Annotated in this window: 10 protein-coding genes; 2 read left to right on the top strand and 8 right to left on the bottom strand. The window is 72.5% G+C overall.

Annotated elements, in window-relative coordinates:
- Positions 1-157 precede the first annotated feature (157 nt).
- Entirely contained in the window at positions 158-784 is a 627-nt protein-coding gene (locus KJK29_RS30380) for an NUDIX domain-containing protein (protein ID WP_215122368.1), read from the bottom strand.
- A 96-nt stretch (positions 785-880) separates the two neighbouring features.
- Complete coding sequence (locus KJK29_RS30375; protein WP_215124514.1) at positions 881-2,539, bottom strand: CTP synthase; 1,659 nt, start codon at positions 2,537-2,539, stop codon at positions 881-883.
- A gap of 522 nt (positions 2,540-3,061) precedes the next feature.
- Between KJK29_RS30375 and KJK29_RS30370 the strand changes: the two genes are divergently transcribed.
- Complete coding sequence (locus tag KJK29_RS30370) at positions 3,062-4,864, top strand: glycoside hydrolase family 15 protein (RefSeq protein ID WP_215124513.1); 1,803 nt, start codon at positions 3,062-3,064, stop codon at positions 4,862-4,864.
- A 54-nt stretch (positions 4,865-4,918) separates the two neighbouring features.
- Here the strand turns inward: KJK29_RS30370 and KJK29_RS30365 are convergent, their stop codons facing one another.
- Complete coding sequence (locus tag KJK29_RS30365) at positions 4,919-5,875, bottom strand: LLM class F420-dependent oxidoreductase (RefSeq protein ID WP_215122367.1); 957 nt, start codon at positions 5,873-5,875, stop codon at positions 4,919-4,921.
- A 104-nt stretch (positions 5,876-5,979) separates the two neighbouring features.
- Between KJK29_RS30365 and KJK29_RS30360 the strand changes: the two genes are divergently transcribed.
- Positions 5,980-7,635 carry a PucR family transcriptional regulator gene (locus KJK29_RS30360; protein WP_215122366.1) on the top strand — a complete coding sequence of 552 codons (1,656 nt, stop codon included), beginning with the start codon at positions 5,980-5,982 and terminating at the stop codon, positions 7,633-7,635.
- A 2-nt stretch (positions 7,636-7,637) separates the two neighbouring features.
- On the opposite strand, the gene KJK29_RS30355 is transcribed toward KJK29_RS30360, so the two are convergent.
- The 5 genes from KJK29_RS30355 to KJK29_RS30335 all read right to left on the bottom strand — a co-directional run bounded on the left by KJK29_RS30355 (position 7,638) and on the right by KJK29_RS30335 (position 12,863).
- Complete coding sequence (locus KJK29_RS30355; RefSeq protein WP_215122365.1) at positions 7,638-8,783, bottom strand: glycosyltransferase family 4 protein; 1,146 nt, start codon at positions 8,781-8,783, stop codon at positions 7,638-7,640.
- Between the two features lie 261 nt (positions 8,784-9,044).
- The gene (gene recN, locus KJK29_RS30350) at positions 9,045-10,763 is read right to left on the bottom strand and encodes a DNA repair protein RecN (RefSeq protein WP_215124512.1); all 1,719 of its coding nucleotides are present in this window, start codon (positions 10,761-10,763) and stop codon (positions 9,045-9,047) included.
- A gap of 93 nt (positions 10,764-10,856) precedes the next feature.
- Positions 10,857-11,762, bottom strand: coding sequence for an NAD kinase (locus KJK29_RS30345; RefSeq protein WP_215122364.1), 906 nt, complete (start codon positions 11,760-11,762; stop codon positions 10,857-10,859).
- Complete coding sequence (locus KJK29_RS30340) at positions 11,759-12,574, bottom strand: TlyA family RNA methyltransferase (RefSeq protein WP_215122363.1); 816 nt, start codon at positions 12,572-12,574, stop codon at positions 11,759-11,761. Before KJK29_RS30340 ends, KJK29_RS30345 begins: the two co-directional genes overlap by 4 nt.
- A gap of 7 nt (positions 12,575-12,581) precedes the next feature.
- Positions 12,582-12,863, bottom strand: coding sequence for a hypothetical protein (locus KJK29_RS30335; RefSeq protein WP_215122362.1), 282 nt, complete (start codon positions 12,861-12,863; stop codon positions 12,582-12,584).
- Positions 12,864-12,885: the final 22 nt, after the last annotated feature.

The raw sequence follows: 12,885 nt of genomic DNA, 5'->3' as shown, positions 1-12,885 counted from the left end.
GCCGATCTTCACACCTTGGAGGGGCGCGGAGGGGCGTGGAGGAGCAGGGCGGAGGCGCCAGGGCGAATTCAGGCCCATTTCACGCCCCCCGTCGGGCCCCGTCCGCTCACGCCCCGTCCGGCACCTTCCGCTCACGCCCCCGTCCGGCCCCGTCCGCTCACACCTCGAACGGCCGCGCCGGCCACGGCGCCTGGGCCGGGCGCAGCGCGTCCAGGCCGTCACCCGCGCGGGCGGCGACCAGGGACAGGACGCCCACCACGAGGCAGTTGTTGTGGAGTTCGCCGGCGAGTACGCCCCGCACGAGGTCCTCGACCGGGACCCGGTCGAGTTCCATGTCGGCCTCTTCCTCCTCGACCGCGAAGCGCTCGCCCTCGGCCTCGGACAGATCGCGGGCAAGGAAGATCCGTACGGCCTCGTCGCAGCCGCCGGGGGTGGTGTAGACGTCGGTCAGCACCCGCCAGTCCTCGGCCTTGACGTGCGCCTCCTCGTACAGCTCGCGCTGCGCGGCGTGCAGCGGGTTCTCGCCGGGGACGTCGAGCAGACCGGCCGGGATCTCCCACAGCTTGTGGCGCACGGGGTGGCGGTACTGGCGCAGGACCAGGACGCGGTCGGCCTCGTCGAGGGCGAGGACGGCCACGGAGCCGGGGTGGACCTGGTAGTCACGGCCGACCACGGTGCCGTCGGGCATGACCACGTCGTCGGTACGGACGGAGGTCTTGTTGCCGACGAAGGGGGTGTCCGTCGCCCGGACCTCCCACTCCTCCGGGGTGTCCTTGATCGTCATGCCTGTCCTTCCACGTACCCGACCCGACCTGCGGAAATGAAACCGGGGTGCACGCCCTTTGAAGGGATGCACCCCGGCCACCGTACAACTGGTGTGTTACTTCGAAGTCTTCCGCTCGACCGAGGCCTTGACGAGCCCGGCGAACAGCGGATGCGGACGCGTCGGGCGCGAGCGCAGCTCCGGGTGTGCCTGGGTGGCGACCAGGTACGGGTGGACGTCGCGCGGGTACTCGACGTACTCGACGAGCTTGCCGTCCGGGGAGGTGCCGGAGAACTGGATGCCCGCCTTCTTCTCCAGCTCGGCCCGGTAGGAGTTGTTCACCTCGTACCGGTGACGGTGCCGCTCCTCGACGTACTCCTTGCCGTCGTACACCTCGCGCACGATCGAGCCCTCGGCCAGCTTGGCCGGGTACATGCCCAGCCGCATGGTGCCGCCCATGTCGCCGTCACCGGCGACGATGTCGAGCTGCTCGGCCATGGTGGAGATGACGGGGTGGCCGGTGGCGGGGTCGAACTCGGTGGAGTTGGCGTCCTGGATGTCGACCAGGTTGCGCGCGGCCTCGATCACGATGCACTGCAGGCCGAGACAGAGGCCGAGCAGCGGGATCTTGTTCTCGCGGGCGTACTTGATCGCGCCGACCTTGCCGAGCACACCCCGGTCGCCGAAGCCGCCGGGGATGCAGACGCCGTCGACGTCGCCGAGCTGCTGGGCCGCGCCCGCCGGGGTCTTGCAGTCGTCGGAGGTGACCCACTTGATCTTCACGCGGGCCCGGTTGGCGAAGCCGCCGGCGCGCAGCGCCTCGGTGACCGACAGATAGGCGTCGGGCAGGTCGATGTACTTGCCGACCAGGGCGAGGGTGATCTCGTGGTCGGGGTTGTGGACGCGGTCGAGCAGGTCGTCCCAGGTGGTCCAGTCGACGTCCCGGAACGGCAGGTCCAGCTTGCGGACGACGTAGGCGTCCAGGCCCTCGCCGTGCACGGTCTTCGGGATGTCGTAGATCGAGCGGGCGTCGGGGCAGGCGACGACGGCGGCCTCGTCGACGTCGCACATCAGCGAGATCTTCCGCTTGATCGCGGTGGGCACCTCGCGGTCGCAGCGCAGCACGATCGCGTCCGGCTGGATACCGATGTTGCGCAGGGCCGCAACCGAGTGCTGGGTGGGCTTCGTCTTCAACTCACCCGAGGGGCCGATGTAGGGCAGGAGCGAGATATGGACGACGAAGACGTTGTCGCGGCCGACCTCGTGCCGGACCTGGCGGACGGTCTCCAGGAACGGCAGCGACTCGATGTCGCCGACCGTGCCGCCGACCTCGGTGATCACGACGTCGACCTCGTCCGTCGCCATGCGGCGGATGCGGTGCTTGATCTCGTTGGTGATGTGCGGGATGACCTGCACGGTGTCACCCAGGTACTCGCCGCGCCGCTCCTTGGCGATCACGGTGTTGTACACCTGACCGGTGGTGACGTTGGCGGAACCGTCGAGGTCGCGGTCGAGGAAGCGCTCGTAGTGGCCGATGTCCAGGTCGGTCTCGGCGCCGTCGTTGGTGACGAACACCTCACCGTGCTGGAAGGGGTTCATCGTGCCCGGGTCCACGTTCAGGTACGGGTCGAGCTTCTGCATCACGACGCGCAGACCGCGGGCCTTGAGCAGCATGCCGAGGCTGGAGGCCGTCAGGCCCTTGCCGAGCGAGGAGGCGACACCCCCGGTGACGAAGATGTGCTTGGTCGTCGAATTACGAAAAGCGGCGGGCGGCATGGCCAAGACGGGGCTCCCGTGGTCGCGGTCTGGGGGTGCGGTGCGGCTGACTGCCGGAGGCTTCTCCGGGGGTCGCCGTCGCTGCGGTTCGGGGGTTTACGGGCCCACCGGTCCACGGGCTACCAGCGTATCAGCGCCTCGGGGCGATGGCTTCCGGCCACGCTCCGCACACACACCGACACGGAGGCGATCACCGTTACCGGTCTCTCACCCGTTGCTCACTCGTTCGGCGTACCCGCCTTGTCCGGAGCGGCACACAGATCATCTGCGTGCGTCGTATCCTGCTCGGACACTCGCTGCCGAGCCCGCCCGGCCCGAACGGCACCACCCACCGCCCGTGAGCGCCGGAACAACGTGAGCTCGTCAGTTCGTTGAGCAAGAATTGGCGCTTTGCGTCACGGCTGAGTGACCTGTTTTGCTTCACAGCTCAACGACGCATTGCAAGACCTGCTGAAACCCCCCTTGACCGCACTAGCGACAGCCCCCTCGTGGGGTGACGTGGCCGTTCGACTGGAGTTGCACGTGGCCGGGCGCATCGAAGACTACGCACTCATCGGAGACATGCAGACCGCTGCCCTGGTCTGCCGGGACGGGACGGTCGACTGGCTGTGCCTGCCCCGCTTCGACTCGCACGCCATCTTCGCCGGCCTGCTGGGCACCGAGGAGCACGGCTTCTGGCGGCTCGGCCCCGCGTACGCCTCCGACCAGCAGCCACCCACCGCCGCCCGGCGCAGCTACCGCGGTGACTCGCTGGTGCTGGAGTCCGAGTGGGACACCCAGCGGGGCACGGTCCGGGTGACCGACTTCATGCCGCCGCGTGACGGCGCCCCGCAGCTGATCCGGATCGTGGAGGGCGTCTCGGGCCGGGTGCCGATGCGCTCGGAGCTCCGGATGCGTTTCTCCTACGGCCGGGTGGTGCCGTGGGTGCACAAGCACGACGGGCGCACGGTGGCCGTGGCGGGCCCCGACTCCGTGTGGTTCGACACATCCGCCGAGACCTACGGCAAGTCGCTGACGACGTACGCGGACTTCACGGTCGCTCCCGGTGACCGGATCGCGTTCACGATCTCCTGGCAGCCCTCGCACAAGGAGCCGCCGCCGCTGCCCGAGCCGGAGCAGTCGCTGGAGGCGACGGAGGACTTCTGGCGCGAGTGGGTCGACCACTGTACGTACCACGGCCCCTACCGCGAGGCCGTGATCCGCTCGCTGATCACGCTGAAGGCCCTGACGTACGCCCCGACCGGCGGCATCGTCGCCGCGCCCACCACCTCCCTGCCGGAGGACATCGGCGGCGTCCGCAACTGGGACTACCGCTACACCTGGCTGCGCGACGCGGCGATCACCCTGTCCTCGCTGCTGCGCACCGGCTACCGCGAGGAGGCCCGCGCCTGGCGCGAGTGGCTGCTGCGGGCGGTCGCGGGCGACCCGGAGAACCTGCAGATCATGTACGGCATCGCCGGCGAGCGCGAGCTGGGCGAGGCCGAGCTGGACTGGCTGCCGGGCTACGAGAACTCCGCCCCGGTCCGGGTCGGCAACGGCGCGGCCCACCAGCTCCAGCTGGATGTGTACGGCGAGGTCACCGAGGCCCTGCACCTGGCCCATATGACGGGCCTCGCGCGCAACGACTACGCCTCGCTGCTCCAGCTGAAGCTGATCCGCTACCTGGAGGACCACTGGCAGGAGCCGGACGAGGGCATCTGGGAGGTGCGCGGCCCGCGCCGCCACTTCGTGCACTCCAAGGTGATGGCCTGGGTCGCCGTCGACCGCACGATCAAGCTGATCGAGTCCGGCGACGCCGACGGCCCGCTGGAGCGGTGGCGGGAACTGCGCGACGACATCCACCGGGACGTGTGCGAGAAGGGGTACGACAAGGAGCGCAACACCTTCACGCAGTCGTACGGCTCGAAGGAGCTGGACGCCTCGCTGCTGCTGATCCCGCAGATGGGCTTCCTGCCGCCGGACGACAAGCGCGTCATCGGCACCATCGAGGCGATCCAGCGGGAGCTGTCCACGCCGGACGGCTTCATCCTGCGCTACCCGACGGAGGGCGACAACGCGGGCGTCGACGGTCTGCCCGGCGACGAGGGCGCGTTCCTCGCCTGCTCGTTCTGGATGGCCGACGACCTGGCGATGATCGGCCGCGTCGACGAGGCCCGCAAGCTGTTCGAGAAGCTTCTGGCCCTGCGCAACGACCTCGGTCTGCTGGCCGAGGAGTGGGACCCGCACCTCCAGCGCCAGGTGGGCAACTTCCCGCAGGCGTTCAGCCATGTGCCGCTGATCGACACGGCACTGCGTCTGACGGCCTCGGGCGCCTACGGCGGCTGACCCGGCCGGACAGCGGAGGGGCGCGCCGCCTCGTGTGACGGGCGGCGCGCCTCGTCATGTCGGCTTGAGCGCGGTGAGGGTGCGCTCCCCCGCCGGGTCGCCGGCCGTGGCCGGGACCAGGGCTATCTCGTCGAGACCGGCCTCGGCGTAGGCGTCGATCCGGGCGCGGACGGTGTCGGCGTCGCCGACGAGGGCGACCGTGTCCGCCGCCCGGGGCGGCAGGGCCCGCAGCAGGGTGTCCCGGTCGGCGCCCTTGGCGGCCAGTTCGACGACCTCGGCGAGTCCCGCCTCGACGAACATGTCGCTGTAGCCCGGCACGGCGAGATAGCCGACGACGCTGCGCAGGACCTGCGTGAGCGTCTCCGGCTCCGGATCCACGGCGGCGGGCAGCCAGGCGGCGAGCCGGGGCGGTGTACGGCCCGCCCGCTCGGCCGCCGCGAGCATGCGTGCCCGCAGGACGCGCACCTGCTCGGGCGAGACGATGTCGAGCAGCAGCCGGTCGGCGTACCCGACGGCGGCCGCGATCGCGCGCTCGCCGAATGCCGCGACGGTGATCTCGCCCCCGGGCGGGGGCAGCCGCCGCGGGAAGCCGCTGCCGGGCACGATCGGCTCGCCCGGCAGGCTGTCCCACAGTCCGCGCACGGCCGAAGCCGACTCCTCGAGGGCGGTGGCGGGCCGGGTCCGCGGGCGGCCGTGGACGCCCTCGACGACCCGCTTGCTGGACGTGCCGAGAGCCACTCCGACGGGCCGGCCGGTGACGGCCGCGGTGGACGCGGCGCCCCGGACGATGGTGAGCGGGTCACGCACCGACACGGGCACGGGCCCGGCCGTCAGCACGGCCTGCTCGGTGGCCGCGCCGATCGCCGCCGCCAGCACGAACGAGTCCCACGTGGGTCCCTCGCCCGCCCACACCTCCCGGTACCCGAGCCGGTCGGCGAGCACCGCGACCCGCAACGGCTCCTCGACCGGACTGTCGTCCTCCCGACCTACCGCCACCACGCTGAATTCCATGCCCGCGCATGTACCCGGAAGATCACGCCCTAATCCGGGGCATGATCGACTCCGTGGCCCGCCGGAGATGTCCGTCGGGCACCCGCGCGGGTAGCGTCCGGCACATGGACAGCGGGACGGACAGCGATCACGACACCCAGGGCGCCGGGATCAGCGTGCAGCGGGCTCTGGAGCTGCCGGGGCTGCGCAGCGGACTGCCCGAGGTGCTGGCGGGCGGCGACCGGCTCGGGCGGTCCGTGCGCTGGGTGCACGCCGGTGAGGTGCCGCACATCGCCTCGCTGCTCAAGGGCGGCGAACTGCTGCTGACCACGGGCTACGGCCTCGGCACCCGCCCGGCCGAACAGCGGGCGTTCGTACGCACCCTGGCCGAGCGCGGGATCGCGGCCCTGGTGGTGGAGCTCGGCCCGCGCTTCACACGGCTGCCCGCCGCCCTCGTCGACACGGCCCGCTCGGCCGGGCTGCCGCTGGTCCAGCTCCATCGCGAGGTGCCGTTCGTCACGGTCACGGAGGAGGTCCACACCGAGATCGTCAACGGCCACTACGCGCTGCTCCAGCGGGCGGAGGAGGTGCACCGGCGGTGTACCGAGGCCCTGCTGGGCGGCGGCGGTGTGCCTCAAGTGCTGGGCATTCTGGCGGACTTCGGCGGCAATCCCGTCTTCCTGGAGACGGCGGACGGGCAGTTGCTGTACGCCGCCGGGGCCGGTCCCGAGGGCGCGGACCCGCTCCAGGTGTGGGAGGGGCTGCGCGGCACGCACAAGGACGAGCCGCCGCTCGCGGGCTCGGTCCTGGTGGACGTGCCGGGCGGCGGGCCCGGCAGCGGCGGTGTCCGCGCGCGTCTGGTCCTGCTGCCGGTGCGGAGCCCGCTGGCGCCCGTGCACCGGATGGCGGCCGAGCGGGCCGCGGGCATCCTGGCCGTGGTGCTGATGCAGGCACGGCAGGAGGACGAGCTGGCGGCGCGCGGGCGCGGCGACTTCCTCACGGACCTCGCCGAGGGCCGGGTCACTCCGGAGGACGCCCCGGCGCAGGCACGTGTCCTGGGCTTCCGGCCGGGCGAGGGGCCGCTGCTGCCGATGGTCATGCGGCTCGGGGACGCCCTGTCCCCGGGGGGAGGCTGGGCCGTGCTGGCCCGGGCGGTCGCCGAGGAACTGGCGTCGGTGGGTGTGCCGGTGCTGCTCGGGGTGCGGCCGGTGGAGGGACGGGTGCCGGTGCTGCTCGGGCTGCGCTCGGAGTCGGAGCGGCCGACGGTCGCGGACCGGGTCGCGGCGGCGCTGCGGGCCGGGGTGGAGCGGGCCGGGATGCTGCGGCCGGGCGGGCAGCCGCCGGTGGTGGTCGTCGGGGTGGCCGGCGGCTGGACGGCGGCGGCGTCGGGTCTGCGGCACGCGGCGGAGACGGCGACCGCGGCCCAGGGCTTGGCGGACCGGCCCTGGTACGACGCCCGCCGGCTGGACATCGACCTGCTGCTGTGGCGGCTGCGCGACCACCCCGATCTGGCCGCCTTCGTCGACCGGGCGCTCGGCCCGCTGCTGGAGCACGACCGCCGCTCCCGGCCGCCGCTACTGCCCACCCTGGCGACCTATCTCGCCCACGCGGGACGCAAGGCGGAGACCGCCCGGGAGCTCCACCTGAACCGGCAGACCCTCTACAACCGCCTGGCACGCATCGGGGAGTTGCTGGGCACCGACCTCGACGACCCGCAGACGGTCCTGGCACTGAGCCTGGCGCTGCGGGCCCGCAGGCATGTCTCCCAGAGTCTCAGGTGACCTCAGGTGAGGGGCCGGGGCTGGGTCAACTCGTCGTAGACGCTGAGCACTTGGGCGACGGTCTCGTCCTCGCTCGGCCAGGTGGCCGCCTGCCGGGCGCTCTTCTCCCGCAGCGACTCCCGGCGCTCCGGGTCGCCGAGCAGGCGTACGACGGAGTCGGCGAGCGCCTCGGCGTTCCCGTGCGGGACGACCTCGGCCGCGTCGCCGACGAGTTCGGGAATGCCCCCGACGTCGGTCGCGACGAGCGGCACGCGCGCGTGGAGGGCCTCCTGGGCGAGGACGGAGCGTGACTCCTCCCACCGGCTCGGCAGCAGGGCGAGGTCGGCGGCGGCGAGCAGCTCGGTGATGTCGTCGCGCCGCCCGATGAGCCGGACGGGCAGCCCCTCGCCCTCGATCCGCTCCTGGAGCTCGCCGCGCAGCGGCCCTTCCCCGGCGATCACGACCAGCGGGACGGGGTCGAGCCGGCGCCAGGCGCGCGCCGCGTCCAGCAGCACGTCGTACCCGCGATGCCGCTCCAGGGAGCCGACGGCCATCAGCAACGGCCGTCCGATGGCGCCGAGTTCGGCACGCACCTTGGGGCGCAGCCCGTCGGGGTCGTCGGGCTCCACGGGCCTGCGGGGGCCGGGCAGCGCGACGGCCGCGAGCCGGGCGTCCCGGGCGCCCGTCCATCGGGCGCGGTCCACGAGCGCCGATGTCGTCCCCAGCACGACGCTGGCCGCCTTCACGACCCGCCGCTCCAGCACCCGCAGCAGATGGGCCCGCGCACCGTCGGCGTGCGCCCGGTCGTGCCACGTCACCACCAGCGGAGTACCCACGCGCCGCCCGCTGAGCGCGAGGACCGCACGGAACGAGGCGTGCAGCCCGTGCGCGTGCACCAGGTCGGCGTTGGCGCAGGCCGCCCGCAGTGCCGCCACCGACACCGGGTCACTGCTGCGCGGAACGTGCACGTGATCGGCCCCGACCCCGCTGAAGTCATAGGCGCGATCCGCCTCATAGGGGGCGCACACCGTGACTTTCACGCCCCTCGCGACGAGCCCCGCGGCCAGCGATCTCACATGCGCACTGCTGGCGGCGTTGCCTCCGCCCAGCACCTGCACGGTGCGCAGCGGCGACTGGCCAGGCGGTGAGTGGCTGCTCACGGGGGTCACGTGGGGCCGGGCTCCTGGTTCGGGTCGGGCGGTCACGACGAACGTACAGAACGAACGAGCGCGGGGAACGCACCGCGCGGTTTCCTCCGTGTACTCCGCCAAGGATGCCAGGACACCGGAGGGTTCCGGGAACGCCGGAACCCCGGCGGCGCGACAGTGGGGCGCGCCATCGGGAGGAATGCGCCGGGCCGCATCACCCACACGAGTGAAGATGGGGCACGCCTGCCCGACCATGCGACCGAACGCCAGTGCGCTTTCCCGCTACATGTCCGCCCGAGCCGTCGCCAGCAACTCCTCCGCGTGCGCCCGGGCCGTCTCGGAGTCCTCCTGGCCCGCGAGCATGCGGGACAGTTCCCGCACCCGGTCCTCCCCCTCCAGCACCTTCACACCGGAACGGGTGACCGAGCCGTCGTTGGTCTTCTCGACCAGCAACTGCCGGTCGGCGAAGGCCGCCACCTGCGGGAGGTGGGTCACGACCACGACCTGCGCGGTCTTCGCCAGACGCGCGAGGCGCCGGCCGATCTCGACCGCCGCCTTGCCACCGACCCCGGCGTCGACCTCGTCGAAGAGATACGTCGGCACGGGATCCGTCCCCGCGAACACGACCTCCACGGCCAGCATCACGCGCGACAGCTCACCACCGGACGCCCCCTTGGCGATCGGCCGCGGCGGCGCGCCCGGGTGCGGGGCCAGCAGCAGCTCCACCTCGTCGGCACCGGCGGGCCCGTACGCGACCGCGCGTCCACCGACCTCGACGCCCTCGGGGTCCTCGGTCTGCCGGATGTCGAAGGACACGCGCGCGTGCGGCATGGCGAGCGAGGCCAGCTCGGCGGTCACGGCGGCGGCGAACCGCTCGGCGGCCTCCGTCCGCGCGTCCGTCAACGCCTGTGCGAGCCCGCCCAGTTCGGACCGCAGCGCGTCCCGCTCGGCGGTCAGCTCCCCGATCCGCTCGTCGTCGCCGTCGAGTTCGGTCAGCCGGGCGGCACTCGTCTCGGCCCAGGCCAGCACCGTGGCGACGTCCTCGCCGTACTTCCGCGTCAGCCCGGTGAGCGCGGCCCGCCGCTCCTCGACGGCCGACAGCCGCAGCGGATCGGCCTCCAGATCGTCGGCGTACCCGGCGAGGTCCCCCGCCGCGTCGCGCAGCAGGATCCCGATCTCCCCGATGCGGTCGGCGAGCGCCGCCAGCGCCGGGTCGTACGACCGTACGGCGTCCAGGGCCCGCTGGCCGCCCGCGACGAGCGTCCCGGCGTCGACGCCCTCGGGGTCCTCCGGATTGCCCGCCAGTGCCGCGTGGGCGGCCGCGGCGGCGGATGCCAGTGCCTCGGCGTGCCCCAGCCGCTCGGCCTCCTCGGCCAGTTCCACGTCCTCACCGGCCCGGGGCTCGACGGCGGCGACCTCGTCGAGCCCGTAGCGCAGCATGTCGGCCTCCTGGGCCCGTTCCCGCGCGCGTGTGGTGATCTCGTCCAGCTCGACGGAGGCGGCGCGCAGCCGCTTGTACGCCTCGCCGTACTTGGCCAGGGGCACGGCGACGGCGTCGCCCGCGTACCGGTCGAGCGCCTGCCGCTGCCGGGACTGCTTGAGCAGCCCCTGCTGGTCGGTCTGCCCGTGCACGGCCACCAGCTCGTCGGCGAGCTCGGCGAGCACCCCCACGGGCACGCTGCGCCCGCCCAGGTGCGCCCGTGAGCGCCCCTCGGCGGAAACGGTACGGCTGATCAGCAGGGCACCGTCGTCGAGCTCGGCCCCGGCCTCCTCGGCGCGTACGGCGGCCGTGGCGTCGTCCGGGACGGTGATCCGCCCCTCCACGACGGCCTTCCCGGCCCCGATCCGCACGAGCGCCGGGTCGGCGCGCCCGCCCAGCAGCAAGCCCAGGCTGGTGACCACCATGGTCTTGCCCGCACCCGTCTCACCGGTGACAGCGGTGAACCCGGGCGACAGCTCGACCACGGCATCGTCGATCACGCCGAGCGACCGTATCCGCATCTCCTCCAACACGGACACGACCTTACGAGGTCGGAGCCAAGGATTGCGACTGGCCCACTCCTGTCACCCACGCGAGTGGTAGCTCTTGTTCCGCTAGTGCGGCGCCCCCCGCCACCCGCTGACAGGCAGCGCGAACTTGGCCACCAGCCGGTCCGTGAAGGACGCGTGGTGCAACCGGGCCAGCCGAACCGGCACAGCTCCCCGCCGCACCTCGACCCGCGCACCGGCGGGCAGCTCCACGGTCCGCCGCCCGTCACACCACAGCACGCCTGGCGGAATGTGTGGCAGAACCTCCACAGCCAACACAGAATCCGGCGATGTCACCAACGGTTTCGCGAACAGCGCGTGCGCGCTGATCGGCACCATCAGCAGCGCCTCGACCTCCGGCCACACCACCGGCCCGCCCGCCGAGAACGCGTAGGCCGTCGACCCGGTCGGCGTCGCGCACACGATCCCGTCGCAGCCGAACCCGGTGACGGGCCGCCCGTCGATCTCGAGGACGATCTCCAGCATCCGCTCGGCGGACACCTTCTGCACGGCCGCCTCGTTCAGCGCCCAGTCCGTGTGCACGATGTCGCCGTTGCGGTGCACCACGACGTCGACGGTCATCCGCTCCTCGACCTCGTACGCCTTGGTCACCACCCGGTCGACGACCTTGTCGAGGTCGTCGCGCTCGGCCTCCGCGAGGAACCCGACCCGTCCGAGGTTGACGCCGAGCATCGGCACGCCCGACGCCCGCGCGAACTCCGCGCCACGCAGCAGCGTGCCGTCGCCGCCCAGCACTATCAGCAGCTCGCACCCGTCGAGGCACTGCGGAGTGGCTTCCTTGACCAGCTCCACTTCCTCCGGCAACGGCAGGTCGCGCGCCTCGGCCTCCAGGACGCGCACGCCGAGACCGGAGCGCAGCAGCCCCTTCACCACGAGCTCGGCACTGCGCACGGCCGCGGGCCGGCCCGTGTGGGCGAGCAGGAAAACAGTACGAGCTCGGTTCTCGGTCAACGCGGCCCCTCCGCCACTGCACGGTCGACATCGGCCGGGTCCAGTTCCGGTGCCCCGGCCCGCAGCCACAGAAAGTATTCGACATTCCCCGACGGCCCGGGCAGCGGACTGGCCGTCACGCCCTTCACCCCGAGCCCCAGTCCCCAGGCCTTCTCGGCAACCCCCCGCACCGCCTCGGCCCGCAGCTGCACGCTGCGTACGACTCCTCCGCTGCCGAGGCGTTCCTTGCCCACCTCGAACTGCGGCTTGACCATCATCACCAGATCGGCGTCCGGTTTCACGCACCGCACCAGGGCGGGCAGGACCAGCCCGAGCGGGATGAAGGACAGATCCCCCACGACAAGATCCACAGGCTCCCCATCGATCGCTTCAAGCGTCAACTCGCGTACGTTCGTACGGTCTTTGACGGTGACGCGTTCATCGTTCCGGAGAGCCCATGCGAGTTGGCCGTATCCGACGTCCACGGCGACGACATGGGCGGCGCCCGACCTCAGCAGAACGTCGGTGAAACCGCCGGTGGACGCGCCCGCGTCGAGCGCCCTGCGCCCCTCGACGGCCAGTCCCCGCGGCACGAACGCCGCCAGCGCGCCGGCGAGCTTGTGGCCGCCCCGGGAGACGTAGTCGGGATCGCCGTCGTCCTGGGTCACCACGATCGCGGCCGCCGTCTCCACCTGTGTGGCGGACTTGGTCGCGACGGTCTTGCCGACGGAGACGCGCCCTGCGGCGATCAGCTGGCCGGCATGCTCACGCGAGCGCGCGAGCTTCCGGCGGACCAGCTCCGCGTCGAGACGGCGGCGTGCGACTCCTGCCACGTTCGGTTCAGCTCCTAGGTCCGTGCTGGTGCGACGGGGGCGCCGGAGGTCCCGGGCGTGCGTCGAGCGCGGTGAGCGCGTCGCGCAGCCCCCGGTGTACATCCTCGTACACCTCGATGTGTCCGTCCGTGGCGAGGTGGTCCGCGTCGCCGAGCCGGTCCAGGCAGGCGTCCACGTCGGCGACGCCCGTGGGGGCGCGGGGCACGTTCAGGGGCGCGGGGGCGGCCGGGTCGTACTCGGGCTCGGTGTCTTCCCGCACCGCCGCCGCTTCGGGCACTGCGTCGTCCATGCCCCGACGCTACCGCGAACCG

The organism is Streptomyces koelreuteriae (assembly GCF_018604545.1).
Taxonomy (GTDB): Bacteria; Actinomycetota; Actinomycetes; order Streptomycetales; family Streptomycetaceae; genus Streptomyces; species Streptomyces koelreuteriae.
Note: the sequence above shows the minus strand (reverse complement) of the source record. Positions and strands in the feature narration are given on the sequence as shown.

Coding starts and splice junctions, on each gene's coding strand:
- KJK29_RS30335 (WP_215122362.1), bottom strand. CDS start 12,863: ATGGACGACGCAGTGCCCGAAGCGGCGGCGGTGCGGGAAGACACCGAG.
- KJK29_RS30360 (WP_215122366.1), top strand. CDS start 5,980: ATGGACAGCGGGACGGACAGCGATCACGACACCCAGGGCGCCGGGATC.
- KJK29_RS30365 (WP_215122367.1), bottom strand. CDS start 5,875: ATGGAATTCAGCGTGGTGGCGGTAGGTCGGGAGGACGACAGTCCGGTC.
- KJK29_RS30375 (WP_215124514.1), bottom strand. CDS start 2,539: ATGCCGCCCGCCGCTTTTCGTAATTCGACGACCAAGCACATCTTCGTC.
- KJK29_RS30380 (WP_215122368.1), bottom strand. CDS start 784: ATGACGATCAAGGACACCCCGGAGGAGTGGGAGGTCCGGGCGACGGAC.
- recN (WP_215124512.1), bottom strand. CDS start 10,763: ATGCGGATACGGTCGCTCGGCGTGATCGACGATGCCGTGGTCGAGCTG.